General features: G+C 72.1%; 25 protein-coding genes. 21 read left to right on the top strand and 4 right to left on the bottom strand.

The annotated features are described in order from the left end of the window. Positions 1-124: 124 nt before the first annotated feature. Both ACFOSY_RS26610 and ACFOSY_RS26605 read left to right on the top strand, forming a co-directional pair. Positions 125-1,465 carry a transcriptional regulator gene (locus ACFOSY_RS26610; protein ID WP_394311355.1) on the top strand — a complete coding sequence of 447 codons (1,341 nt, stop codon included), beginning with the start codon at positions 125-127 and terminating at the stop codon, positions 1,463-1,465. Between the two features lie 178 nt (positions 1,466-1,643). Further along, positions 1,644-2,183, top strand: a complete 540-nt coding sequence (locus ACFOSY_RS26605) for an NUDIX hydrolase (RefSeq protein ID WP_394311352.1) — start codon at positions 1,644-1,646, stop codon at positions 2,181-2,183. A 7-nt stretch (positions 2,184-2,190) separates the two neighbouring features. Here ACFOSY_RS26605 and ACFOSY_RS26600 read toward each other — a convergent pair whose 3' ends face one another. After that, complete coding sequence (locus ACFOSY_RS26600) at positions 2,191-2,553, bottom strand: YybH family protein (protein ID WP_394311350.1); 363 nt, start codon at positions 2,551-2,553, stop codon at positions 2,191-2,193. Positions 2,554-2,649: 96 nt separating this feature from the next. On the opposite strand from ACFOSY_RS26600, the gene ACFOSY_RS26595 reads away from it, so the two are divergent. From ACFOSY_RS26595 to ACFOSY_RS26585, 3 genes are all read left to right on the top strand, one after another. Next, positions 2,650-3,525, top strand: coding sequence for a LysR family transcriptional regulator (locus tag ACFOSY_RS26595; protein WP_394311348.1), 876 nt, complete (start codon positions 2,650-2,652; stop codon positions 3,523-3,525). Positions 3,526-3,973: 448 nt separating this feature from the next. Beyond that, positions 3,974-5,515: a DHA2 family efflux MFS transporter permease subunit gene (locus tag ACFOSY_RS26590; RefSeq protein ID WP_394311346.1), complete on the top strand. Its 1,542-nt coding sequence runs from the start codon at positions 3,974-3,976 to the stop codon at positions 5,513-5,515. A 125-nt stretch (positions 5,516-5,640) separates the two neighbouring features. Continuing rightward, complete coding sequence (locus tag ACFOSY_RS26585) at positions 5,641-7,020, top strand: FAD-binding oxidoreductase (RefSeq protein WP_394311344.1); 1,380 nt, start codon at positions 5,641-5,643, stop codon at positions 7,018-7,020. A gap of 92 nt (positions 7,021-7,112) precedes the next feature. Here the strand turns inward: ACFOSY_RS26585 and ACFOSY_RS26580 are convergent, their stop codons facing one another. From ACFOSY_RS26580 to ACFOSY_RS26570, 3 genes are all read right to left on the bottom strand, one after another. Further along, positions 7,113-8,078: a ParB N-terminal domain-containing protein gene (locus ACFOSY_RS26580; protein WP_394311342.1), complete on the bottom strand. Its 966-nt coding sequence runs from the start codon at positions 8,076-8,078 to the stop codon at positions 7,113-7,115. A gap of 223 nt (positions 8,079-8,301) precedes the next feature. Beyond that, positions 8,302-8,676 carry a VOC family protein gene (locus ACFOSY_RS26575; RefSeq protein WP_394311340.1) on the bottom strand — a complete coding sequence of 125 codons (375 nt, stop codon included), beginning with the start codon at positions 8,674-8,676 and terminating at the stop codon, positions 8,302-8,304. Continuing rightward, positions 8,673-9,377: a class I SAM-dependent methyltransferase gene (locus ACFOSY_RS26570; RefSeq protein ID WP_394311337.1), complete on the bottom strand. Its 705-nt coding sequence runs from the start codon at positions 9,375-9,377 to the stop codon at positions 8,673-8,675. Before ACFOSY_RS26570 ends, ACFOSY_RS26575 begins: the two co-directional genes overlap by 4 nt. Before the next feature lie 290 nt (positions 9,378-9,667). Here ACFOSY_RS26570 and ACFOSY_RS26565 point away from each other — a divergent pair, with 290 nt between their 5' ends. From ACFOSY_RS26565 to ACFOSY_RS26490, 16 genes are all read left to right on the top strand, one after another. After that, on the top strand, positions 9,668-10,480 hold the full coding sequence (locus ACFOSY_RS26565; RefSeq protein WP_394311335.1) for an SDR family NAD(P)-dependent oxidoreductase: 813 nt from the start codon (positions 9,668-9,670) through the stop codon (positions 10,478-10,480). Between the two features lie 13 nt (positions 10,481-10,493). Continuing rightward, positions 10,494-11,702 carry an acyl-CoA dehydrogenase family protein gene (locus ACFOSY_RS26560; protein WP_394311333.1) on the top strand — a complete coding sequence of 403 codons (1,209 nt, stop codon included), beginning with the start codon at positions 10,494-10,496 and terminating at the stop codon, positions 11,700-11,702. Between the two features lie 34 nt (positions 11,703-11,736). Continuing rightward, positions 11,737-12,360, top strand: coding sequence for an isochorismatase family protein (locus ACFOSY_RS26555; protein ID WP_394311331.1), 624 nt, complete (start codon positions 11,737-11,739; stop codon positions 12,358-12,360). Beyond that, the gene (locus tag ACFOSY_RS26550) at positions 12,357-14,246 is read left to right on the top strand and encodes an anthranilate synthase family protein (protein WP_394311329.1); all 1,890 of its coding nucleotides are present in this window, start codon (positions 12,357-12,359) and stop codon (positions 14,244-14,246) included. The genes ACFOSY_RS26555 and ACFOSY_RS26550 overlap by 4 nt, the downstream gene beginning before the upstream one ends. Further along, positions 14,243-14,572 (top strand): hypothetical protein, encoded by a 330-nt coding sequence (locus ACFOSY_RS26545; protein WP_394311326.1) that lies wholly within the window; start codon positions 14,243-14,245, stop codon positions 14,570-14,572. Before ACFOSY_RS26550 ends, ACFOSY_RS26545 begins: the two co-directional genes overlap by 4 nt. A gap of 63 nt (positions 14,573-14,635) precedes the next feature. Further along, positions 14,636-15,475: a PhzF family phenazine biosynthesis protein gene (locus tag ACFOSY_RS26540; RefSeq protein WP_394311324.1), complete on the top strand. Its 840-nt coding sequence runs from the start codon at positions 14,636-14,638 to the stop codon at positions 15,473-15,475. A gap of 13 nt (positions 15,476-15,488) precedes the next feature. Continuing rightward, positions 15,489-16,142, top strand: a complete 654-nt coding sequence (gene phzG, locus ACFOSY_RS26535; RefSeq protein WP_394311321.1) for a phenazine biosynthesis FMN-dependent oxidase PhzG — start codon at positions 15,489-15,491, stop codon at positions 16,140-16,142. 97 nt (positions 16,143-16,239) lie between these two features. Then, complete coding sequence (locus ACFOSY_RS26530; RefSeq protein WP_394311319.1) at positions 16,240-16,872, top strand: flavodoxin family protein; 633 nt, start codon at positions 16,240-16,242, stop codon at positions 16,870-16,872. Beyond that, the gene (locus ACFOSY_RS26525; protein WP_394311317.1) at positions 16,872-18,452 is read left to right on the top strand and encodes an amino acid adenylation domain-containing protein; all 1,581 of its coding nucleotides are present in this window, start codon (positions 16,872-16,874) and stop codon (positions 18,450-18,452) included. The genes ACFOSY_RS26530 and ACFOSY_RS26525 overlap by 1 nt, the downstream gene beginning before the upstream one ends. After that, complete coding sequence (locus tag ACFOSY_RS26520; RefSeq protein ID WP_394311315.1) at positions 18,449-18,730, top strand: phosphopantetheine-binding protein; 282 nt, start codon at positions 18,449-18,451, stop codon at positions 18,728-18,730. The genes ACFOSY_RS26525 and ACFOSY_RS26520 overlap by 4 nt, the downstream gene beginning before the upstream one ends. Next, positions 18,727-19,755: a 3-oxoacyl-ACP synthase III family protein gene (locus tag ACFOSY_RS26515; RefSeq protein WP_394311313.1), complete on the top strand. Its 1,029-nt coding sequence runs from the start codon at positions 18,727-18,729 to the stop codon at positions 19,753-19,755. The genes ACFOSY_RS26520 and ACFOSY_RS26515 overlap by 4 nt, the downstream gene beginning before the upstream one ends. Positions 19,756-19,766: 11 nt before the next feature. Beyond that, a complete protein-coding gene (locus ACFOSY_RS26510; protein ID WP_394311310.1) occupies positions 19,767-20,873 on the top strand; it encodes a phenazine antibiotic biosynthesis protein in 1,107 nt (368 codons plus the stop codon). Beyond that, positions 20,873-22,258, top strand: a complete 1,386-nt coding sequence (locus tag ACFOSY_RS26505; protein WP_394311308.1) for an aldehyde dehydrogenase family protein — start codon at positions 20,873-20,875, stop codon at positions 22,256-22,258. Before ACFOSY_RS26510 ends, ACFOSY_RS26505 begins: the two co-directional genes overlap by 1 nt. Before the next feature lie 44 nt (positions 22,259-22,302). Beyond that, positions 22,303-23,859 carry a class I SAM-dependent methyltransferase gene (locus ACFOSY_RS26500; RefSeq protein ID WP_394311306.1) on the top strand — a complete coding sequence of 519 codons (1,557 nt, stop codon included), beginning with the start codon at positions 22,303-22,305 and terminating at the stop codon, positions 23,857-23,859. Further along, positions 23,856-24,347 (top strand): PhzA/PhzB family protein, encoded by a 492-nt coding sequence (locus ACFOSY_RS26495; protein ID WP_394311304.1) that lies wholly within the window; start codon positions 23,856-23,858, stop codon positions 24,345-24,347. The genes ACFOSY_RS26500 and ACFOSY_RS26495 overlap by 4 nt, the downstream gene beginning before the upstream one ends. Continuing rightward, positions 24,344-25,564 carry a 3-deoxy-7-phosphoheptulonate synthase gene (locus ACFOSY_RS26490; RefSeq protein WP_394311302.1) on the top strand — a complete coding sequence of 407 codons (1,221 nt, stop codon included), beginning with the start codon at positions 24,344-24,346 and terminating at the stop codon, positions 25,562-25,564. The genes ACFOSY_RS26495 and ACFOSY_RS26490 overlap by 4 nt, the downstream gene beginning before the upstream one ends. Positions 25,565-25,583: the final 19 nt, after the last annotated feature.

Here is a 25,583-nt window from a genome sequence, read left to right as displayed (position 1 = left end):
CAGTCAACCGGCCGGGCACGCTCAGCGACAGCGCGTGCACACTGCGGATGCGCGCACTCCGTTCACACCCCGTGTGAACGCCCAGCCACTACCCTGTCCGCACCGAGCCACCGGGGGGCCCGACATGCAGCCCAACACTCTGCTCGACGCGATCCTCGACGAGGCCGGCATCTCCCACGCCGGCTTGGCCGCGCACGTCAACCAGGCCGGGCGGGCACGCGGTCTGACCCTGCGCTACGAACACACCGCCGTGGCCCGGTGGCTGAAGGGGCAGCGCCCCCGGGGCCAGGTGCCCGACCTGATCTGCGAGGTGCTCGCCGCCCGGCTGCGCCGCCCCGTCACCCTCGACGACATCGGCCTCGGCGTCCACGGCGAACCGGCCGTCCCGCACACCGGTTCGCTGTCCGGTTTCGTCGAGCGGGCCACCGCGCTGTGGCGTTCCGACCAGCAGGGCCGCCCGCACCTCCTCGGCGCCCCCGCCGTCACCGGCACCCCGGCCGTGATGCCCGTGTGGGAGTGGGAGAACCCGCCCGAGGACGTGGACGTCTCCCGCGGCGGCCCGCACCGGGTCACCCCCGGCGACCTGGACATGCTGCGCGCCGCCCGCGCCCACTACGAGCTGATGTACCGCAAGGCCGGCGGCATGGCGACCCGCGCCCGCATCGTCGGCTTCCTCAACACCGAGGCCGCCCCGCTGCTGCGCGGCAGCTACACCGACGCCACCGGCCGGCAACTGCACCGCGCCACCGGCGGGTTGGTCGCCATCGCGGGCATCTGCGCCTACGACTCCGACGCCCACGGCCTCGCCCAGCGCTACTTCCACCAGGCGCTGCGGCTCGCCAAGGCCAGCGGCGACCGGGGCCTCGGCGCCTATGTGATCGCCCTGCTCGTCAACCAGTCCCTGCACATGCGGGAGTTCCGGCAGGCCGTCGCCTTCGCCGAGGCCGCGCTGCGTGCCGCGGGCGGGCGCATCACCCCGGCGCTCGCCTCGGACCTGTACGCGATGCAGGCCAAGGCGTACGCCCATCTCGGCGACGGGGCAGGCGCGTTGTCCTGCATCCGGCGGGCCGAGCAGTCCGCCGAGCGCATCCGGCGCGGCCACGAGCCCGACGAGACCGGCTATGTCCAGCCGGGCCTGGTCAACGTACAGGTGGCGGAGGCCCTGTTGAGCCTCGGCGAGCTGGCCGCGGCGGGGGAGCACGCGGCGGCGGCCGTGGACACCCCGGCGCACGACCGGGGCCGGGTGCACCGGCTGGCCATGCTGTGCACCGTCGAACTGCGCCAGGGCAACGCCGACCGTGCGGTGGCCGTCGCCGTGCAGATGGCCGAACAGGCCCGCGGCATGGAGTCGCAGCGGCTGCGCGACCGGCTGCGCGAGGTGCGTGAGCATCTGGTCCGCAGCGGGTGCGCGGGCACCGCCGAGGCCGCCGAACTCATCGACGGAGCGCTGCGGGTACCGCTGTAGGCGGCCGCGCGCCGCCTCCGGCGTACGAGGGGCGGCCGTGACCGCCTTCGCACCGTGCCGCGCCCGGCGCGTGCCTCCACCGCGCCGCCTCATGCGTCCCGGGCGGCCCTCCGTGCGCCTGCTGTACGGCCGCCGCTGCTGCGATATTGCCCCTTACCTCTCGGAAGGCGGCAGAAGCATGCAGTGGACGAAACAAAACGAACAGCCTGTGTACTCAAACCGCTGGTTCAGCGTCAATCTCGCGGATGTCGAACTCCCGGACGGCCGCCACCTCGACCACTTCCTCATACGCCTGAGGCCCGTCGCCGTCGCCACCGTCGTCAACGACGCCAACGAGGTCCTGCTGCTGTGGCGGCACCGCTTCATCACCGACAGCTGGGGCTGGGAACTCGCGGCCGGCGTCGTGGAGGACGGCGAGGACGTCGCCGTCGCGGCGGCCCGCGAACTGGAGGAGGAGACCGGCTGGCGCCCCGGCCCCCTGCACCACCTGATGACCGTGGAGCCGTCCAACGGCCTCACCGACGCCCGCCACCACATCTTCTGGTCCGACGAGGGCGAGTACGTCGGCGAGCCCGTCGACGCCTTCGAGTCGGACCGCCGCGAGTGGGTGCCCCTGAAGGTGGTCCCGGACCTGATCACACGAGGCGAGGTCCCCGCGGCCAACATGGCCGCGGCCCTCCTCCTCCTGCACCATGCGCGCCTCCAGGACAGGCCTTGAGCGGGTCTTAGGCGGGCCGCACGAACTCCGGCTGGTCCAGCACCCGCAGCCAGCTTCCGTCCGGCTGCCGCCGCGCGACCTGGGCGCGGGCGCCGGCCCCGTCCCTGGGCGGCGTCGACGTGAGCGCGAGGTCCCCGCTGACCAGCGTCGGCAACGGCGGCTCCGGCTCGAACCGGGGGGCGTTCGCCAGCACCTTCTCCCACAGCGCGCGGATCGCCTCCCGCCCGACCGTCGTCTCGCCGGGCGGATAGGCCATCACCGCGTCCTCTTCGTACAGCGCGGCTACCCCGGCGGCGTCACCGGCGTTGGACCGCTCGACGAACAGCCGGGTGAGGTCCTCGGGCCGCATGGCCTTCTCGTACTCCGACACGGTTCCTCCTGATGTCGCGCTCGGACACCTCCAGCGTCACCGGTAACCGATCAGAAGTCCAACGGATGGTTCTTCTGCGGACTAGAATCATCAGTCATGGAGCTGAGACAGCTGGAGTACTTCGTCGCCGTCGCCGAGGAGCAGAACTTCACGCGGGCCGCCGAGCGCGTGCACATCAGCCAGTCCGGGGTCAGCGCACAGATCCGCCAGCTCGAACGGGAGCTGGGCGCCGAGCTGTTCGACCGCTCCGCCCGTACCGTCGCCCTCACCCCGGCCGGGAAGGCCGCGCTGGAGCACGCGCGTGACGCGCTCGCGGCGGCGGGCGCGGTCGGTCAGGCCGTGGACGAGGTGACCGACCTGATCCGCGGCCGAATCTCGGTCGGCATGGTGACCGGCTGCACGATCACCCCGCTGTTCGAGGCGCTGGCCGCCTTCCACGCCGCCCACCCGGGCGTGGAGATCACGCTGCTGGAGGACGCCTCCGACCGCCTCGCCGACGGGGTCCGCACGGGCGCCCTCGACCTGGCGCTGATCGGGGCGGCGGCCAGGACGCCGGACGGGCTGGAGGCGCTGACCGTCATCAGCGAGCGCCTGGTCGCGGCGGTCCCGCCCGGCCACCCCCTGGAGCAGCGGCGCCGGGTCACCCTGCGCGACCTGACCGCGCACCCGGTCGTGTGCATGCCGCGGGGCTCCGGCCTGCGCGCGGTACTGGACCAGGCGTGCGCCGCACAGGGCGTGCAGCCGTCCATCGCGCTCGAGGCGAGCGCGGCCGACGCGATCGCCGGCCTCGCCGCCCGCGGCCTGGGCGTCGCCGTCCTCAGCGAGTCGATGGCGGACACCTACCGCGACCGCCTCACCGCTCACGTCATCGCGGACGCGGACATCCCGGCCCTGCTCGCCCTGGTCTGGCGCCCCGCCCACAACCCGGCGCTACGCGCCCTGCTCAGCCACTGCCGGCGGGCGTTCGCCTGAGGGGCGCGGCGTGAGTGAGTCTGCACGGAGCGGGCCGTGCGGCTCACCGACGTGGGCGCGGCCGTCCTCGCCCACGCCCGCGGCGCGCTGGACGGGGCGTCCGGCATGCACGTCGTGGCGGGAACTCCGACCGGCTCGTCGAGTTGCTCCACGCGGGTGAACTCGACCCGGGACGCCGCCCGGTGTGGACCTCCACGTGATCGCTGGGAGGCGGTCTCCGAGGCCGGTGACCCCGACGTGCCCGCCCGGCCGGTCCTCCGCGGACTCGCCTCCGGCCATCGCCTCCGAGCCGCTCGCCGACGGCTGTATAACCATCGCTTCTGCACGTCAGAACAGCCTGCTCTTGGACTTTCACTCGGTGCTCCGCAAGAGTTGATCCCGAACGCGGACCTGTGAGCTGGGACCGGTGTCGAGAAGGGCTGCAGACGTGATCTCGGAACGTAGGGCGATGTCCTCCGGGAAAACGGCGAATCCGTGGGCGGCGCTGTCCGCCCTGTGCATCGGGTTCTTCCTGATCATGATGGACACCACGATCGTGAGTGTCGCGATTCCCGACATGCTGGCCGACCTGGACGCCGATCTGAACCGGATCACCTGGGTCAACAGCGTGTACCTGCTGACGTACGCCGCCCCGCTCCTGGTCACCGGCAGGCTGGGGGACCATCTCGGGCGCAAGCCGATGTTCCTCGGCGGCATGGCCGTGTTCACCGCCGCCTCGCTCTGGTGCGGCCTGTCGGGAAGCGCCGACATGCTGATCGCGGCACGCGCCGTGCAGGGCGTCGGCGCCGCGCTGATGGCGCCGCAGTCCATGGCGTTCATCACCACCTTGTTCCCGGAGAGCCGTCGGGGTGCGGCGCTCGGCGTGTGGGGCGCCGTCGCCGGTGTGGCAACGGTGGTCGGTCCGCTGCTGGGCGGCGTGCTCGTCGATGCCGCCGGCTGGGAGTGGATCTTCCTGCTCAACGTTCCGGTCGGTATCGCCGGACTGCTGATGACGGTGTGGCTGGTGCCGGGAGGCCAGCCGAGGAACCGCCGGCACTTCGACGTCCTGGGTACCCTTCTCTCCGGTCTGGCCCTCCTGGCGCTCGTCTTCGGCCTCCAGAACGGCCAGGACTACGACTGGGGAGTCGTCCGGGGCCCGGTCACCGTCACCGGCGTGCTGGTGGCCGGAGCGGTCCTGTTGGCCGCCTTCCTCTGGTGGCAGCGGAACAACACCCGAGAGCCGTTGCTGCCGCTGTCGTTGTTCGGGGTGCGGAACTTCTCCGCGGCTTCCGTGGCCGCCGCCTCCATCGGGTTCTCGCTGACCGGCTTCTACCTGCCGCTGACGCTGCTCCTGCAGCCGGTGGCAGGGCTGTCACCACGGGAAGCCGGACTCATGCTGGTACCGATGGCGGTGGCCGGCGGCGTCGCCGGGCCGCTCGCCGGGACGCTCTCCGACCGGATCAGCGGCAAGTGGGTGATCCTGGCCGGCTTCCTCGTCTTCGCCGCCGGTCTCGGGATGCTCGCGGCCGTGTCCGAACCGGATGTCGAGCCGTGGCTCCTGGCCGTCGCGCTGTTCGTCTGCGGAACGGGAAGCGGGTCGGCCTTCGCCCCGCTGGCCAACGTCGCCATGCGGGAGGCGCCGCCCGCACTGCTCGGGGCGGCCTCCGGCGCCTACAACTCGATACGCCAGGTGGGCTGCGTGGTCGGCAGCGCGGCGGCCAGTGTGCTGCTCCAGGCGCGGTTGTCGGCCTCCGGCCACGCCTCCGCCGAGGGCACGACGGCAGCACTGCCCACCGGGCCCGGAGCGCACGCCTTTCGGGACGACCTGGCGGAGGCGTCCACGACGACCCTGCTGGTGCTGGCCGCGGTCCTGCTGGCGGGAGCGGTGGCCTGCCTCGCGATGGCACCGGCCGGGCGGACCGTGACCGGTGCCCCCGCCGGGTCCGGCCGCAACACGAGGGACCCGGTGACGGCGGGTGGCGACCGCGGTGCGGACACGTCCGGCTCCTGACTGCAGTTCTCGCGCGCCGGGAGAACGTGAGGCCTCGAAAGGGCGGCCGGCGGGCGCCGATGACGACCAAATGGACAGGCCGATGCCGCAGCGCACCGGCACGAGCACGATCTGAGGACACTGGGATGGCGACGGAAGAGATGCGGGACGAGGTCTCGGGGCTGACACGACGGACGAAGGGACCGGTGTTCGTCCCCGGCCAAGAGGGGTACGACGAGGAACTCAAGGGTTTCCAGGCCGGGTTCACGCACCGGCCGGCGGTCGTCGTCGGCGCGGAGACGGCCGGGGACGTGCAGGAGGCCGTGCGCTTCGCCGCCGGCCACGGTCTGCCGCTCGCCGTCCGCGGCACCGGCCACGGCATCACCGTGGTCAACGAGGGCGGCGTGGTGATCTCCACGAGGCGGATGCACGACGTGACCATCGATCCGGGGAGCCGCAGTGCCACGATCCAGGCGGGCGCGCGCTGGGCGCAGGTGGTCGAGGCCGCCGAGCCCCACGGCCTCGTCCCGCCCAGCGGCTCCGCGGGCCATGTCGGGGTGACGGGCTACACGCTGGCGGGCGGACTGGGTCTGCTGGCACGCGAGTTCGGATACGCCGCCGACCATGTCCAGGCCGTCGACATCGTCACCGCCGACGGCGAGCTGCGGCACGTCACCGCCGACAGCGATCCCGACCTGTTCTGGGCGGTGCGCGGCGGCCGGGACAACTTCGGCGTGGTGACCTCGCTGGAGATCGCCCTGCAGCCCGTCGGCCGCATCTACGGCGGTGGCCTGTTCTTCGGATCGGAGCACGCCGAGGAGGTCTTCGGGTTCTTCCGCGAGTGGACGTCGACGCTGCCGGAGACGATGACCTCCTCGGTCGGGATGATCGGGTACCCGCCGATCCCGGTCTTCCCCGAGGCGCTGCGAGGCAGGCACGTCGTGCACGTCCGGTTCGCCACCACCGACCTCGCGGCCGGACCGGAGCTCGTCCGGCCCTGGCGGGAGGTCGCCCCCGTTCTGCTGGACCACCTGGGCGAACTCCCGTACAGCGCGGCGGGATCGATCTACCGGGAGCCCGACTTCTCCCACCACTACGACGGCAACAGCGTGCTGCTGAGGGAACTCGCCCCGGAGGTGCTCGACGCGGTCCGCGAGCTTGCGGGCGCCGACGCACCGGTGCCCTGCATCGTGGACCTCCGGCACCTCGGCGGCGCGCTGGCCCGGGAGCCCCAGGTGCCCAACGCGGTGTCCTTCCGGGACGCGCAGTACATCCTGCGCGTGCTGTCCTCGCCGGACGAGGACGGGCTGTCCGACGTCCGCGCCGCGCATGAGCGGATCGACAAGGCGGTGGCGCCGTGGACGATGGGCCGGGCGCTGAACTTCGTGTACGGCACGAGGGCCGCCGACGACTTCCGGTCCGAACTCTACGAGGATGCCGTTCTGGCGAGGCTGTCGGCGGTGAAGGCGGTGCACGACCCGAACAACCTGTTCCGCAACAACCAGAACGTCGAACCGGCCCGATGACGGGAGCGCCGGCCGCGGACGGCGGCGACGGGACGCCGGAGGGCTGGGCCACTGAACGGCTCGGGCTCTCCGGCGCGTCCGCTCCTACGGCATCACCGGGGCGTGTCGCGACGGTTCTCCAACTGGTGGGCGATCTCGGTCCACTGGGCCGCGACCTCGCGCGCCATGGCCGCGACCGTCGCCACCTGGTGCGCCGGAATCTGCAGGAAGCGTTCGGCGTCCTCGGTGTTGAGGAGGCGGGACTCGAGCCAGCGGACCAGTGCACGTCCGCCGGCGCTGTAGCGGACGGCCGGGTCCTTCTTCAGCGACTTCAGGGCGCTGACGACTTCCACCTGCGAGGGCGGGCGCAGGGCGGTGTTCGGCCCGCCCTGTTTGCCTCCGCGGGGTATGTCGCCCTGCTGCATGCGCGTGCGGACGTCCCGGGCCGTCTCCACCGAAATGCCCGCCGACCGGGCGACCTCCCGGAGCGAGGCCTGAGGGTTCTGCGCGATGATCTCCTGGGCTCGCAGGCGTCCCTCGGATGCGTCGAGGGGGCGGGACCGTCCGTCGAGACCGATCCGGCTCCCCGTCGCGGCCGCCTCCTTCGGCTGCCGGTTGCGCAGGGCGCCGACCGTCTTGTGGTCCAGCCCGACGCGGCGGGCAATGGCACGGTCCGACCACTCCGGGAAGGCGCTGAGGATCTTCCTGGCGGCGGCCTTGCGGTCCTGCAGGGACAGGGGGAGGCCGTGTCGCACGTTCGTTTCGACGGCCAGGAGGAAAGCCTCCTGCAAAGACCCGTCGAAATACTCGACGTCGATGACCGGTGACCTGTTCAGCCGCGCGGCCTCGAGCCGGTGAAAGCCGTCGATCACCGCCATGGTCGAGCTGTGGACCAGGATCGGGGGAAGGGTTCCTTCCCCAGAGTTGGCCAACATCCGGACATGCTCCCGGTCGATGCCCGCCGAGCGGGGAGATTCGCCTTGTGCGACCGACTCCGTGGGAACCCGATAAACCCGGCCTGATGTGATGATGCGGTGCGTGGGGGCAGCTCTCTGGCGGAATGTCTTCTCGGTTGTCACTGGGGGGACGAGCTGACTTCCCTGGGGGACCACGTGCGGAACTCCTTACCCCTGCTTGTACGGCCATGCAGAATTCGGCGCTTGGTTACGCTGAGGTTTCCTTGCTTCCCGCAGGGTTATTTCAGCAGATGCGAACTTGTTCCTCAAGAGCGCATTTTCAAGCATTTGCCGATGGGCCTTTGAGAGGCTGAATCCTTTCGGTGCCTCGCGGGAACGACCGCTGTCAGGTGTGGGGAGTCGACGCGAGGGCGACGGGATTGTGCTCCGGATCGGCGACCAGGGCCACGCGCTCGCCCCACGGCATGTCGGCGGGCGGGCTCAGTACGGCGACGCCGCGGGCGGCCAGGCGCTCGACCGTCGCGTCCACGTCCTCCACGAAGACGAACATCCGCCACCGGGAGGCCCCCGAGGCGTCCGGTGAAGCGTCCGCCGCCTCCGCGGAGATGGCCAGTTCGGTCGCTCCGCGCCGTAGCGTCACGAAGGACACAGTCCCCTCGGCCGGGTGCCTGTGGTGTCGCACGAAACCCAGGAGTGCGTAGAACTCCGCGGCAGCCTCCACATCGGCCGAGGTCAGAAGGGGGAACGCGCGCAGCGTCATGACCGGGGGCCCGTCACGGACGACCGCTGAGCGAGGGCCCTCCAGACCGGCAGCCGCGTACGTCCCTTGCCGTCCAGTTCCGGACGCATGCCTGTCCGTTCGAAGAACGTCGCCATCGGGGCCGCGGCGCCCGCGTACTCGTCCGCGGACACCTCGGTCACCTCCCAGCCCGATTCGGCCAGTCCCGCGCGCAGGTCGTTCTCGGACACCGCGAGCGGGGCCGGCATGCCGCCGGGGACGTCCGCGAAGCAGAGCATGCTGAGCAGCGCGCCCGGCCTGGTCGCCCGGTGCAGCGCCGCCAGGTACGCGCGCCGGTCCGGCGCGCTCAGCGTGTGGTACAGCGCGCTGTCCAGCACGCTGTCGAAGCGGTCCTCGAACCCTGCCAGCACCGTCGCGTCCGCCACCGCGAACGTGATGTCGTACCCCTTGGTGCGGGTCCGGGCCTGCTCGACGACGATCGAGGCGGCGTCCACGGCGGTCACCCGGTGGCCCCGGCCGGCCAGGAAGGCGGCGTTGTCCCCGGGGCCGCAGCCCACGTCGAGGACCTCGCCGCGAAAGCGGCCGGCCTCCTCCAGTCGCACCACGGCGGGCTGCACCTCGCCGATGTCCCACGGAACACTTCTGATGGCGGCGCCCGGCAGCAGCTCGCCGCCCGCGTAGACGGCGTTGAAGTCGGCCTTTGCGTAGTCGAAACCAGTCACGAGCGAGAAACCTCCTGGTAAACGGTGCGCAGGACGCCGGACCGGGTGCCGGGCATTTCCTCGCACCCGTTCATGGGTATCTCCTCGCGCCCTCCGTGCAAAGGGGGCGGGGTCGGTGTCCGACCGGGGAAATTCCCCACTCGGACACGGTGCCCGGCATGGGAGGCCGTGCGGACCTCATGGGGGTGTGGACACGACGGCGGTCATCATGCTGAATAGCTGTCGGTCCCTCCGGTCGATCCGGACTCCGAAGAATTTCTGCTTTCCTACTTCCATTCGGGAGGAATTCCTTGTCCGGTAAGGTGTGGCTCATTACCGGGACGTCCCGTGGGTTCGGCAGGGTATGGGCTAGAGCGGCGCTGGAACGCGGTGACCGGGTCGCGGCGACCGCCCGGGACGTCGACGACATCGCCGACCTCTCCGACGTGTTCGGGGACCTTGTGCTGCCCCTCCGGCTCGACGTCCGCGACCGTGAGGCCACCCGGGACGCGGTCGCCGCCGCTGCCGAACACTTCGGGCGGCTGGACGTCCTGGTCAACAACGCCGGATACGGCCTCTTCGGCCCCGTCGAGACCGTCGGCGAGGAACAGGCGCGCGCCCAGCTGGACGCGAACTTCTTCGGCACCCTCTGGGCCACCCAGGCAGCGCTGCCCGTTATGAGGAAGCAGCGTTCCGGGCACATCATTCAGGTTTCGAGCATCGCGGGGCTCGCGTCCTGGCCGATGCTGGGCCTCTACCACGCGTCGAAATGGGCGATCGAAGGGATGTCCGACGCCCTCGCCCAGGAAGTCGCCCGCTTCGACATCCGCGTGACCCTGCTGGAACCCGGCCCCTACCGCACCGACTGGCGGGGGGACTCGGCGGTGTGGGCCGACCCGGGTCCCGTCTACGCGGACGTGGCGAAGCCGCCATCGGCCGGCTCGCCCCCCGGGGATCCCGAGGCGACCGCGGGCCCCCTGCTCGACATCGTCGACGCGCCGAACCCACCGCTGCGGGTGCTGCTCGGCGACACAGTGCTGCCGACCGTCAAAGCGGTGTACGAGGACCGCCTCGGCACCTGGGAACGCTGGAGTTCCCTGGCGCGCGCCGCCCAGGGCGACTGAGAGGAAGAACGCGATGAGAAACACCGAGGACACCCTCGACGCCCCGTCCGTGGACGGCGCCGGACCGACTGCCCGGGCCGCCGTACTGAGGGACGTGCTCCGGGAGGGCGCCGAGCAGGCGGACCGGGAGCGCAGGCTGCCTGAGGAGACCGTCCACGGCCTGACCGAGGCGGGACTGATGCGGCTCATGACACCGCGGCGACTGGGAGGGCACCAGGCCGATGCCCGCACACTGATCGAGGTCGCCATCGAGCTGGGCCGGGGCTGCTGCTCCGCCGCCTGGGTCACCGGAGTGATCAACGCCGGCAACTTCGTCGTGTCGCTGTTCCCCGAGCGGGCCCAGGAAGAGGTGTGGGGGAAGAACCCCGACGCCCGCACGGCCCTGGTGCTCGGCCGGCCGGTGAGCACCGTAGAGAACGCCCCCGGTGGCATCGTCGTGGACGGCCGGTGGGGGTACGCCTCCGGCTGCCTCCACGCCGACTGGATGGGCGGCCTGGTCCTCGTCGACGACGGTTCCGGCCGTCCGACGCCCCACTTCGCCCTGATGCCCATGGGAGAGCTGACCGTCGAGGACACCTGGCGGTTCACCGGCATGCGCGGAACCGGCAGCCACACCGTGGTGGCCGACCACGTCTTCGTGCCCCGGCACCGCCTGCTGCCTTACCTGCCGGTTCTGCACGGCGAGACGGACGGGCTGGTGGACCCCGGCCACGCTTACCGCAACAGCCTGACCGGCATCTTCTCCATCGGTCTGATCGGGTCGGTCGTGGGCGGTGCCGACGCGGCATTCCGCCACGTGCGCGAGCAGGCGCCGCACCGCCCCGTGGCCGGCTCCTCCTACGAGAACCAGGCAGCCTCACCCGCCTTCCGCAGCCTTCTCGCGGAGGCCGCCGCGAAGATCGAATCCGCCCGGCTGCTGGCCCTGTCCCTCACCGACCGGATCGACGCCCACGCCGCCGCGGGGACCAATCCCGATCTGGTGACCCGGGCGCGCGCCCGGATGGAGTCCACCCACGTCATGACACTCAGCCGTGAGGCCGTCGACATCCTGATGACCGCTTACGGATCCTCCGCCTTCGCTGAGTCCAGCCCCCTGCAGCGCATCTGGCGCGACGTCCACGTCGGCAGCCGGCACGCGGGCTTCGGCATGGGGATCCCGCAGCAGGTCTACGGCCGCGCACTGGTCGGCCAGGACCCCCGTGACATCAGTCTCCTCGTCTGAGCGACCGGCCGGACAACCGACGAAGGAGGGCACTGTGCCTGACATCCTGCCCATCGAGTCCTACACCCTGCCCACCCGGGAGGACATCCCGGCGAACGTCGTGGACTGGACCCTCGACCCGCACCGGGCGGTGCTGCTCGTCCACGACATGCAGGGCTACTTCGTGGACGCCTTCCCCGAGCCGCTGCGCTCCTGCCTCGTCGCCAACGCCGGTCTGCTGCGCAAGCGCTGCGCCTCCCTCGGCGTACCTGTCGCGTTCACCGCGCAGCCGGGGCGGATGACGGAGGAGGAGCGCGGTCTCCTCAAGGACTTCTGGGGCCCCGGCATGCGCTCCGAGGCCGCCGACCGGGACGTGGTGCCCGAACTGGCACCCGAGCCCGGGGACCGGAGGTTCGTCAAGTGGCGGTACAGCGCCTTCCACCGTTCGGGACTCCTGGAATGGCTGGCGGGGGAGGGCCGTGACCAGCTGGTGCTGTGTGGCGTCTACGCCCACGTGGGAATCCTGGCCACCGCGATCGAGGCGTTCACCCACGACATCCAGGTCTTCCTGGCGGCCGACGCGGTGGGGGACTTCTCCGCCGAACGGCACCGCCTCGCGATGGACTACGTGGCCCAGAGGTGCGGAACGCTGCGGCTCACCGAGGAGGTCTTCCGGTGAGCGGGTCCATCCGGGCAGGCGGTGACCTCCTGGACCGTGTTCTCGGTCAGGAGGAGCCCGTCTTCGCCCTGCTGCACCGGCCGGAGTCGGGGACACCGGGGGCCGTCGACGTCCTGACCGGGGAAGTGACCACGCCAGGCAGCCTGGCGGACGTCCCCCTGCCGGCGCCTTCCTCACACGGTCGCCCCCGGCACGAGGCGCTTGTCCTCGTCCCGTACCGGCAGATCGGCGAGAGGGGATACGCCGCGCACGACGACGGCGTGCCCCTGGTGGCCGTCACCGTCGACCGGCAGGACACCCTGCCGCTCGGGGAGGTGCTGAGGCGTCTTCCGGCGGAGCCCGTGAGCCTCACCGGGCGACGCTTCGAGCCGACCGACGACGAGTACGCCGACATCGTCCGGCGGGTCCTGAGCGACGAGATCGGCACCGGTGCCGGATCCAACTTCGTGATCCGCCGTTCCTTCGTGGCCGAACTCCACGACCCGTCGCCGCGCACCGCCCTCACCCTGTTCCACCGGCTGCTCAGCCACGAACAGGGCGCCTACTGGACCTTCGTCATCCGCACCGCGGACAGAACCCTGGTGGGCGCATCACCCGAGCGGCACCTCTCGCTCACCGGGGGGACCGCCGTGATGAACCCGATCAGCGGCACCTACCGCTACCCCGCCACGGGGCCCACGCTGGACGGCATCACCGAGTTCCTCGCCGACCGGAAGGAGACCGAGGAGCTCTACATGGTGCTCGACGAGGAACTCAAGATGATGGCACGCATCTGCGACGGCGGAGGCCGCGTGGTGGGGCCCTACCTGAAGGAGATGGCCCGGCTCGCGCACACCGAGTACCTCATCGAGGGCCGGACCAGCCGCGACGTCCGCGAGATCCTCCGCGAGACCATGTTCGCCCCGACCGTGACCGGCAGTCCGCTGGAGAACGCGGCGCGCGTGATCCGGCGCCACGAACCGACCGGACGCGGCTACTACGCGGGTGTCGCGGCCCTCATCGGCCGCGACGCCGCCGGGGAGCGCGCACTCGACTCCGCCATCCTCATCCGCACCGCCGACATCTCCCCCGGCGGCAGGATGCGCATCGACGTGGGGGCCACGCTCGTGCGGCACTCCGACCCCGCCTCCGAGGTCGCGGAGACCCGCGCCAAAGCGGCCGGCCTGCTTTCGGCCTGGACCCCGGACGGCGGCGCCCGCTTCGCCGGTCACCCCCTCGTCCGTGCGGCACTGGCCCGGAGAAACGCGCGGATCGCGGACTTCTGGCTGCGTGACGCACCAGGCCGGCGGTGGCGGACCGAGGGCGTGGCCGGCCGGAAGGCACTGATGCTGGACGCGGAGGACTCCTTCACCGCCATGATGGCCCAGCAGCTCACCGCACTCGGCCTCGACGTGACCGTCCGACGGTGCGACGAGGCGTACGACGTCGACGACGCCGACCTGGTCGTGCTGGGACCGGGCCCCGGCGATCCGCGCGCCCGGCACGATCCGCGGATCGCCGCCCTGGGACGCGCCGTCGACGTCCTGCTGGCCCGCCGGCGCCCCTTCCTCGCCGTGTGTCTGAGCCACCAGGTGCTCAGCCTGCGGCTCGGACTCGAGGTGGCCGCCAGGCCCGTCCCCCATCAGGGAGTCCAGCGGGAGATCGACCTGTTCGGCAGAACGGAACGGATCGGCTTCTACAACTCCTACGCCGCGCGAAGCGCCGAGGACAAGATCGATCCCCCCGGAGTGGGACCGGTCGAGGTGAGCCGGGACCGGATCACCCAGGAGGTGCACGCGCTGCGCGCAGAGCGCTTCGCCTCCATGCAGTTCCACGCGGAGTCCGTCTTCACCGTCGACGGCCCCCGCATCGTCGCCGAAGCTCTCCGCGGGGTGCTGAACACATGATGATCGACATCGCCTGGTGGCAGCTGGACGGCTCCGGCCAGACCATCGACTCGCTGCGCGCACACCTGCGGGAGGAGGCGGCCGGGGTCTGGGCGGAGGTACCAGGACTGCTGCTGAAGGCGTGGGTGGCCGACCGGCCGGGCAACCGCTGGGGCGCCGTGATGCTCTGGGAGACGGACCGCCCGGCCGAGGGGCTGCCGCCCAACCGTGCCGCCGAGCTGGTGGGCAGGCCGCCGACCGTGCGCGAGAGGTTCGAGGTCGAGGCGACGGTGCAGGGGGTGCACTCCCTGCCCGCCCTGCACGGGCTCGGACCGGTCTTCGTCTGACGGACGGTCCGGGCCCGCCGTTCCCCGCGCGTCTTGACCCCTCCTCACCCGCCGGGAGTTCTCATGCACGACTACCTGATCGTGGACGCCTTCGCGCGCTCACCGCTCGAAGGCAATCCCGTGGCCGTCTTCCTCGACTGCGCCGACCTCGACGCGAGGACGATGCAGGCCATCGCCCGCGAGATGAACCTCTCCGAAAGCACCTTCGTGCTGCCCCCCGAGAAGTCCGGTGACGTGCGGATCCGCATCTTCACCCCGGTCAACGAACTGCCCTTCGCCGGCCACCCCATGCTCGGCACCGCGGTCGCTCTGGGGGTGACGCTCAAGCGGGACAGGCTCGCCGTCGAGACGGCCATGGGGACCATCCCGTGCGATCTGGACGGCACTCGGGACGACGGCCCGGTGGCGGTGCGGATGCGCCAGCCCGCGCCCGTCTGGGAACCGTACGAACACGCCGGCGCACTCCTGCGGGCGCTGGGCGTGCAGTCCTCTACGGCTCCTGTGGAGATCTACCGCAACGGACCGCGTCACGTGTTCGTCGGCCTGCCCGGTGTGGACGAGCTGTCCGCACTGCACCCGGATCACAAGGCCCTCTCCCGGTTCCCCGACATGGCCGCCAACTGCTTCGCGGGGCACGGCACTTCCTGGCGTGCGCGGATGTTCTCCCCGGCGTACGGGGTGGTGGAGGACGCGGCCACAGGGTCGGCCGCGGGGCCACTGGCGATCCATCTCGCACGGCACGGCTTCGCCGAGTACGGCCAGGACATCGAAATCCTGCAGGGCGTCGAGATGGGCCGGCCCTCACTGATGACCGCCACCGCCGAAGGAGCGGACGACCATGTGGAGACCGTGCATGTCAGAGGCCACGGTGTCGTTGCCGCCCAAGGCGTCCTCCGGGTCTAGGGAGCAGGACGCGATGCAGCGAAGCCATGCCGACAGTGCTCGTTTTGAGTCGTTGACCGCCGACACCGACCTCGACTTCCCTGAGTACCTCTCCCCTCCGCCGACCCCCATGGGTCTGGTGCTGAGCTGGATGGACGAGGCCGTCCGCAGCGGCGCCCGTGAGCCCCGCTCCCTGACCCTGGCCACGGCCGACGCCGAGGGACGGCCGTCCAGCCGCGTCATCACCTTCTCCGAACTGAGCGCCGACGGGCTGCTGTTCACCACTCACCGGGGAAGCCGCAAGGGCCGGGAGCTGGCGGTGAACAACTGGGCGTCCGCGCTCTTCTACTGGAGGGAGACCGGCCGCCAGATGTCCCTTGCCGGCCCGGTCACCGAACTGTCCGCCGAGGAGTCCGACGCCCTGTGGGACGCCCGGCCCACGCCGCTGCACGCCATGTCGACCGCGTCGCGCCAGAGCGAACCGCTCGCGGACGTGTCCCGACTCCGGCTGGAGGCACTACGGCTCGCCCGTACCGGACGAGCGCTGCCCCGCCCGCAGGGCTTCGCCGGTTACCTGCTGCGCCCGGCCGAGACCGAGTTCTGGGCGCCCGCCCCCGACCGGCTGCACCGGCGGCTGAGCTACCGGAAGCAGGCAGGCGTCTGGCAGGTCACACGGCTCCAGCCCTGACCCTCCTCCGGCCGCCGCGGCCCCGGAGGCCCTGCCTTCGGCGACCGTCCGCCCGTACGTCCCGGCGGCCGCCCTTCCCTTCGATCGGAGTCACCACATGATCAGGCCCGTGCGCCTGGCGGTCGTGTACCACTCGGCCACCGGGACCGTGGAAGAAATGGCCCGCGAACTGGCGGAGTCGGCGGAGAAGGCCGGCGCCGAGGTCCGGCTGCGGAAGGTCGCGGGCATCGGGGAGCTACCGGTGCCCGGTGTCGCCCGCCCCGCGCCGGCCGCCGCCCCCTCAGGGACAGCGCTCGGCGTACCTCAGGCGGCGGTGGACGATGTGCTGTGGGCCGACGCGGTCATCCTGGGCTCCCCGACGCGGTTCGGGAACGTCTCCGCGCAGCTCAAGCACTTCCTCGACAGCCTCGGAGAGCCCTGGCGCAAGGGACTGCTCGCCGACAAGGTGTACAGCGCCTTCACCGCGACGAGCAGCCGTCACGGTGGCCAGGAGGCCACTCTGCTCGCCCTGATCACTTCCTTCCACCATTTCGGCGGGATCGTCGTGGCTCCCGGCTACACCAGTCCGGAGAAGTTCGTCGACGGCAACCCGTACGGAACGGCGCACAGCACCGAGGGACGCACCCGCCCGGTGGACGCGGTCACCAGGGACGCGGCCCGGGTCCAGGCGCGGCGAGTGGTCCGGCTCGCCGCGGCCGTGCGGGCCGCCGCGCTCGAGGAGGTGCGGTGATGGGCCGGGACGCCACCGCGTACGACGGGTGGGCGAGCCTCACCGAGGCCTTCGAGCACAGCGCCGCCACCCGTGCCCGCGAGACGGCCCTGGTGGCCGAGGACGGAAGCCTCACCTACCGGCGGCTCGAGGAGTGGACCCGTTCGATCGCCGCCCTGCTGCGGTCCCGCGGGGTGCGCCCCGGCGACCGTGTCGCCCTGCGGATGCCGCCGACCGCCGCGGCCGTGGCGGCGGTGCTCGGGATCCTGCGGACCGGCGCCGCCTACGTGCCCCTCGACATCCGCAACCCGCGTGCCCGCAACGAGTTCCTGGTGCGTGACGCCGGCGTGGTCGCGTTCGTGGGCGACCCCGAGGGCTGCGCCGACGGGGACGTGCCGGTCGTCGGCGCGCGGGAGATCACCGCGCTGTCCGGCACACCGGCGCCGGGCGTGCCGGGTGACGGCCTGCCGCGGCCGGGGCGGGACGACGAGGCGTACGTCATCTACACCTCCGGCACCACCGGCCGGCCGAAGGGGGTGCCCGTCCACCACGGGGCGGTGCTGGCACTGCTCGCGGGCGCCGGGCAGCGGTTCGCGTTCCTTCCCGACGACCGTTGGCTGCTGTTCCACTCCCTCGCCTTCGACGTCTCCGTCTGGGAGATCTGGGGCGCGCTGTCCACGGGCGCCCGTCTGGTGGTCATGCCGCACTGGACGGCGCGCTCGCCCGAGGAGTGCCTGCGGTGGATCGCCGGTCACGGCATCACCGTGCTGAGCCAGACCCCCACCGCCTTCAGCGAGCTGTCCGCCGTGGCCTGCGAGAAGGGGGTGCGCCTGCGGGACCTGCGCTACGTGGTGTTCGGCGGCGAGAAGCTCCAGCCCGCCTCTCTGCGGCCGTGGGTCGAACTCCACGGGCTCGCCCGGCCGACGCTGGTCAACATGTACGGGATCACCGAGACGACCGTGCACTCCACGTACCACGAGGTGACCCAGGACGACGTCGACCGGGGACGGTCCGTCATCGGCCGCCCGCTGCCCGGCTTCACCTTCCGCGTCGTCGCCGACGACGGGAGCGACGTACCGCGCGGCCGGCAGGGCGAGTTGTGGCTGTCCGGCCCCCAGCTCAGCCGCGGTTACCTGAACCGGCCCGAGTTGACCGCGGAACGGTTCGTCGACGGTCCAGCCCCCGACGGCCGCGCGGCCCTGCGCTACTACCGCTCCGGCGACCTTGTGAGCCTCGACGCGGCGGGCGACCTGGTCTCCCACGGGCGGGCGGACCTCCAGGTCAAGGTGCGCGGCTACCGGATCGAGCTCAGCGACATCGAGGCGACCGTCCAGTCGCACCCCCAGGTCGCGAACGCGGTGGTGTGGGTCCGCAGCTTCGGACCCGGTGACGACCGGCTGGTGTGCGCCTACGTCCCGGCCGCGGGGGAGTCCTCGTGCGACCCGCGGGACCTGCGGCGGCACGTCAGACAGCTGCTGCCCAGCTACATGCAGCCCACCGGATTCGAGGCCGTAGAGCGGCTGCCGCGGACCACCAACGGAAAGGTTGACCGGGCGGAGACCGCCCGGCTGTGGGAAGAGAGAAGAGGACGAGACCGATGAGCGGACGACCGACCGCCGACCGGATGACCGACGTCGTCCAGAAGCTGACCCTGCAATGGGTCTCCGAGATCCTCGACGAGCCGGACGTCACTCCGGAGGACAACTTCATCGACCTCGGGGGGCACTCCATCCTCGCGGTCAGGCTGACCCGGAAGGCCATGGACCTCCTGGGCGCCGACTACGACCTGATGATCCTTTTCGAGGAGGACCTCGCCACCGCCGCGGCCGAGCTGGCCTCCCGTGTGTCCGCCGCCGGCAACGAGGAGGGCGCACGATGACCGGGCCCGCCGTCGACATGGGCATCGCCGCCTTCGGCTACGCGTTCGGCGAAGAAACCGAGGTGGCGGCCGTCGCCCATGAGTACGTCGACAACCCCTCCCGCGTCCTCCACTGGGGCTACCGGAGCTTCCACCGGGCGCCGCATGATGTCCAGGCCACCGACCTGGCCGCCGGCGCTGCCCGGCAGGCCCTGGAGCAGGCGGACCTGACCCCCGACGACATCGACCTCCTCGTGCTGGCCGGGCCGGACATCCCCGAGTATCTGGCCTGGGACGGTGCCGCGGCGCTCGCGCGCGAGCTGAAGATCACCCGCACCCAGACGCTGGTGCTTCACGAGGGATGCGGGGCCGGAGTGCACGGCCTGCACTACGTGGCGTCCACGCTGGCGCTGCAACCCGAGACGCGCACCGCGCTGTTCGTCGCGGTCAACCGGACCAGCGAGTTCCACCGCAACCGCATGAACCTGGTCAACACCGTGCTCAGCGACGCCGCCGTGGCCGTCGTGATCAGGCGCGGCCACCCGGCCAACCGGTGGCTGGGGACCGAGCAGTTCACCGATCCGGAGCACTGCGACATCCTGCGCGTCGACTTCGGCGGCGCCGCCTCCCCGCTCCCGCCTTCCGGCTGGTCCAGCCGGAAAGCCCCCGGAGGACACGACCGCATCCGCGAACAGTTCGCCGACCGGCCGGAGAAGCTGCACCGTTTCATCGAGGACCGGTACGCCCTGCTCGCCGAGGTGATTGACGCGGCCTGCGCCAGGGCCGGGATAGGACGCGAGGACCTTGCACACCTGATCTACCTCAACGACAGCGCGGCGAGCATCGCCGCCATCGCGGAACCGCTCGGCATACCCCTGGAGCGCACCAACGCGGAGCTCGCCCCCGACCACGGGCACATGGGAGCCGCGGACCAGTTGCTGTCCCTGGGCCTCCAGCTCGAACGCGGCGAGGTCCGGTCCGGCGACGTGGTCGTCCTCTGCGGCATCTCCGCCGGGCGCTGGGGCGCCACCATCTTCCAGATCTGAGAGGGACGGGCATGACCACGGCGACGGACGCCGCACACATCCTGGACGCCACGGGCGACGAGCGCCCCGACACCGGCACCTTCGTCAGGGCGGCGATGGAGTGGCACTTCGGGGAGGAGACCGGGAGCCCCTTCTGGCTGGACCGGGCCAAGAGGCTCGACTTCGATCCACGCGAGGACGTGCGCACCCTCGAGGACCTCGCCCTGTTCCCCAACGTGGCCGCCGAACTGCGGCACGTCCGGGTCGAGGACCTGATCCCGCGGGGCTACGGCACGCGCCCGGACGTGGCCGGCGTCTTCGAGAGCGGGGGCACCACGGGGGCGCCGAAGCGGGTGGTGCTGTTGCGCGACCGGCTCGAGCGCGCGCTCGCCACGAGCGACGCCGAACTGGACGCCCACGGGTTCCCCCGCGGCGCCAACTGGCTGGGCATCGTGCCCGGCGGGCCGCACCTGGTCGGCGAGTTCTTCCGGCGGCAGGCCACCTCCCACGGCCGTCACGGCTTCGCCGTCGACCTGGACCCGCGCTGGGTGAAGCGGCTCATCGCGCGAGGCGCGCACGAGGAGGCGGACGCCTACGTCGAACACCTTCTCGACCAGGCCGCTCACGTGCTGCGCACGCAGGACATCGGCGTGCTCACCGTCACCCCGCCCCTGCTCGAACGCCTCGCCCGGCGGGACGACCTGGTGGCCCTCGTCAACGAGAAGGTGCGCGCCATCCGCTGGGGCGGTACCCAGCTCGACCCGGACTCGCGGTTCCTCTACCGCACCGAGGTCTTCCCCGGGACCGTCCTCGTCGGCAACTACGGCAGCACCATGATGCTGGGAACGGCAGGCGAACGCCCTGGTCTCGCCCCCGACGAGCCCTGCGTCTTCGATGCCGCCGGACCCGAGGTGACCTTCTCGGTGGTCGACCCGGACACACTGTCCCCGGTCGAGTACGGCCGGCGCGGGCAGATCGTCGTCCACCACGTCAGCAAGTCTTTCCTGCTCCCCAACAACCTCGAGCGCGACCTGGCCACCCGCGTCGCCGCTCCGGAGGGCACCGCCGGCGACTCGGTCGCGGACCTGGCCCCCGTCAAGGTGTTCGAGCAGGAGACCGTCATCGAGGGGGTCTACTGATGGGCGCTCCGCTCTCCGCGCCGATCGGCATCGACGCACTCGGCACGCGAGGGCCCTACCGCTCCTTGCACCGCAGCCCGGTCACCGATGTCAGCGGCCGGGAGGTGGCCGAACTGAGCCTGATCCCGGCCCTGTTCGCCGACCGCACGCTGCGGGCGATGCGCCGGGCGGAGCCCTTGCCCGCCGACGAGCGGATCGCCGCGATCGTGCGGGCGGCCCGCATCTTCGCGGAGGACACCGTCGCCGGGCTCCCGCCCGAGGCCTACGCTCACGCGGTCAGCCGGGTGGCCGGCACGCCGGTCGCCGTGGTCCGCGCGGCGCTGCGCTCCACGGCCGAACGGCTGGCCCGGGTCGACGAATCCGTCCGCGCGTCCCGGCCTGCCGGCACCGTCGACGACTGGCACGATCCCCGTGCCCTGACCGGGGCCGCCGTGTGGGCCCGACGCGGGGAGGTTCTCGCCGTCCACGCGCCCGGCAACCACCCCGGCACGCACAGCCTCTGGCCCCAGGCCCTGGCCCTCGGCTACCGGGTCGCGGTGCGTCCCTCCCGCCGTGACCCCTTCACCCCGCAGCGGCTGGTCACCGCCCTGCACCTGGCCGGCTTCGGGCTCGACCAGGTCACCCTCCTCCCCACCGGGCACGACACGGCGGACAGCCTGCTGCGGAACGCGGACCGCGGCCTGGTGTACGGCGGGGCGGACGTGGTCCGCCGGTACGCGGGCCGTCCGACCGTGCTCCTCCAGGGACCCGGCCGCACGAAGATCGTGGTGACCGCCGACACGGACTGGCGCGAACACCTCGACACCATCGTCGACTCGGTGAGCGCGCACGGCGGCGCCGGGTGCGTCAATGCCACCGCCGTGCTGGTCGAGGGGGACCCCTCCGCGCTCTGCGCCGCCCTCGCCGAGCGGCTCGGCTCGCTGACCGGCCTGCCGCCCGAGGACGACGGGGCGGTACTGCCGGTCCAGCCCCTCCGCACCGCACGGGCGATCGAGGCGCACCTGCTCCGCACGGCGGTCGGCACCCGGTCGTGGCTCGGGGGGAACGGCATCGTCCACGATCTGGGCGACGGCAGTGCTGCCCTGCTCCCCGCCGTGCATCAGCTGGTCCGGCCCGACGCCCCGCAGGCCGCCGTGGAGCTGCCCTTCCCGTGCGTCTGGGTCGCGCCGTGGACCCCCGAGGACGGCATCGCCCCTCTGCGGGACAGTCTCGTCGTCACGGCGATCACGCGGGACGACACGCTGGTCGACCGGCTGCTGGCGGAGCCCGGTATCGCCAACGTTCACGTGGGCAGCCACCGTACCTACTTCATGGACCCCGGCCTTCCCCACGACGGGTACCTCGGGGAGTTCCTCATGCGCAGCAAGTCCGTCGTCCGCGACTGACCACGGGGCGCCGGCAGGGGCCCGCACACAGGAAAGCGAGAGGCATGACCGCGACACCGTACTTCCCACCGAGCCAGGTCGAGGACGTCCTCGCCCGGCACGAGGCGGTGGCTCGGGCGGCCGTAGTGGCACGCCCCCGCCCCGGCCGTCCGGAGGAGACCGAGCTCGTCGCCTACGCGGTGCCGGCATCGGCCGGCGACAAGGAGCGGGAGGCCGCCCAGGTCGAGGAGTGGCAACAGATCTTCGACCGGGTCTACACCTCAGGTCCCGCCCAGCCCTTCGGTGAGAACTTCTCGGGCTGGAACAGCAGTTACGACGGCCGCCCGATCGGCGTGGAGCAGATGACGCGGTGGCGCGCGGCGACCGTCGACCGCATCCGCGAACTGAGGCCACGGCGTGTCCTGGAGATCGGTGTGGGCAGCGGACTGCTCCTCGCCCGGCTCGCCGCCGACTGCGAAAGCTACTGGGGCACGGACTTCTCCGGCCCGGCCGTCGACGAACTCGCCCGGCACGTGGAGGAGCGCCGCGAACTCGCCGACCGCGTCACCCTGCGCACCCAGGCCGCCGATGTCGTCGACGGGCTGCCCGAGGCCTACTTCGACACCGTCGTCCTCAACTCCGTCAGCCAGTGCTTCCCCAGCGGCGAGTACCTCGAGAAGGTTGTGCGCGGGGCTCTGGGACTGCTCGCGCCGGGCGGCGCCCTCTTCGTCGGCGACGTGCGCGACCTGCGGACCGTCGAGTACTTCCACACGGCTGTCACCCTGCACCGCCGCAAGGGGACCGATGCCGCCGCCCTGGCCGCCTCGGCGGACAAGAGCCGCGTCCGTGACGAGGAACTCCTCGTACACCCCGGCTTCTTCGCACGACTGGCCGAGGCCGGCCTCGGCGTCGCGGCGGTCGACGTCCAACTCCAGCGAACCCCCTTCCACAACGAGATGTCGCGGCATCGGTACGACGTGGTGCTCCGCAAGGCCCCCGCCGAGGTGACCGAGGTGTCCGGCTGCCCATCGCTGGCCTGGGGCAAGGACGTCACCGGACCGGAGACACTGGCCGAACGGCTGGCGACCTCCCCCCTGCCGCTCCGGGTCACCGGCATCCCCAACGCCCGCCTCACGGGCGAGATCGCCGCCCGCAGGGCCCTCACCGAGGGCGACGCCCCAGCCGCTCGCTCGGCGCTGACCCGACAGGACCCGGCAGCGGTGGACCCCGAGACGCTGACCCGCCTCGCGGGCGACGCGGGGCTGCGCCTCGCGCTGACCCCCGCCCCTGACGACCCGGGCGCCTTCGAGGCGGTCTTCGTACCTCCCGGGGACACCGCTCTCGACGGTGTGCACCGGTACGCCGTCGACGACCCGGCGCCCGCGCTCACCGAGATCCCGGCGGTCGCCCACCGGGCCGGCCGGTTCGCCGCGAACCTGCGCGCCTGGCTCGACGAGCGGCTCCCCGGCCACGCCCGGCCCGCCGCCGTGGTCGTCCTCGACAGGATGCCGACGCGCCCCGACGGCACCACCGACGTGGCCGCGCTGCCCCTGCCCGCTCCCGCGGCCACCCGCTCCGCGGTTCATCCGTCCACGACGCACGAAAGGGAAACGGCGCCATGACCGCAGACACCACGCACACCGAGGTCCCCACCGACGAGGCACAGCGGCGCGCCCGCAACCGGGCCGTCGTCGCCCAGTACATGAACACCCGCGGCCAGGACCGGCTCAAGCGGCATCTGCTCTTCACCGAGGACGGGATCGGGGGTCTGTGGACCTCCGACAGCGGCGCCCCGATCGTCATCCGGGGCCGCGACCGGCTCGGAGAGCACGCGGTGTGGTCCCTGCGCTGCTTCCCCGACTGGGTGTGGACGGACGTCGAAATCTTCGACACCCAGGACCCCGACCAGTTCTGGGTCGAGTGCAACGGGGAAGGAAAGATCCTCTTCCCGGGGTATCCGGAGGGCCACTACCGGAACCACTTCATCCACTCGTTCCTCTTCGAGAACGGGAAGATCAAGCGGCAGCGGGAGTTCATGAACCCGTGCCGGCAGTTCGAGGCCCTGGGCATCCCCGTCCCGCAGATCAGGCGCGAGGGCATACCGACATGACCACTTCGCCCCTGAAGGCGGGGCCCGCGGCGGACACCGCGGGCCCCGCCGCCCGGCAGCAGCCGCGGTGGGAAGACCCCGGTCAGGCCCGCACGGTGCGCGCACTCCTCGCACGTCAGCCGCACCTGGTGGACGTGGAGGAGGTCCTCGCACTGCGCGGACTGCTGGCCAGGGTCGCCGCAGGCCGGTCCTGCGTCGTCCAGGCGGGTGACTGCGCCGAGGACCCGGCCGAGTGCACCCGGGAGCACATCGACCGCAAGACCGCGTTGCTCGACCGGCTGGCGGAGGCGGCGGAAACCGCCACCGGCGTGCCGGCGCTGACCGTCGGCCGGATGGCCGGTCAGTTCGCCAAGCCGCGCTCGAACCCCGCCGAGCAGGTGGGCGGGCTGACCCTCCCCGTTTACCGGGGGCACATGGTCAACGGCCCCGCCCCGGACCCGGAGAGCCGCCGGCCCGACCCTCTCCGGGTGGTGATGGGCTACCTCGCGGCCCGGGAGGCGATGAGGCACGTCGCACGACGCCGGGCCGACGCCGCACACCGCACGGTGTGGACCAGCCACGAGGCGCTGCTCCTCGACTACGAGGAGCCGCTCGTCCGCCGGGCCGACGACGGCCGGTCCTGGTTGGGCTCCACCCACTGGCCGTGGATCGGGGAGCGCACCCGCCAGGTGGACGGCGCGCATGTCTCGCTGCTCGCGGGCGTCGTCAACCCGGTCGCCTGCAAGGTCGGCCCCTTGACGACCACTGACGAGGTGCTGGAACTCTGCGCGCGGCTCGACCCCGGCAGGGAACCGGGACGGCTCACCCTGATCGCTCGGATGGGAGCCGGCCTGGTGGCCGACCGGCTGCCCGCACTGGTCGGCAAGGTGCGCTCCGAGGGGCACCCGGTGATCTGGCTGTGCGATCCCATGCACGGGAACACCGTCGTCGGACCGCGCGGCGTGAAGACCCGCCTTCTCGACGTCATGGCCCGGGAGGTCCGGGAGTTCTGCGAGGCGGTGACGTGCGCCGGCGGCACCGACGGAGGGCTGCATCTGGAGACCACCCCGGACGACATCCTCGAATGCGTGGCGGACGCCTCGGAACTCGGCCTCGCCGGCCACCGGTCCACCACGCTGTGCGACCCCCGGCTGACCCAGGCTCAGGCCCTGTCCCTGGTGTCCGCGTGGGCGTGTGCCCGTGCCGAGGGCGCCGGCCGCCACGCGCCCTCGCCTTGACCACACCGACGGACGCCGC

Source organism: Streptomyces lusitanus (assembly GCF_042647945.1).
Taxonomy (GTDB): domain Bacteria; phylum Actinomycetota; class Actinomycetes; order Streptomycetales; family Streptomycetaceae; genus Streptomyces; species Streptomyces pseudogriseolus.
Note: the sequence above shows the minus strand (reverse complement) of the source record. Positions and strands in the feature narration are given on the sequence as shown.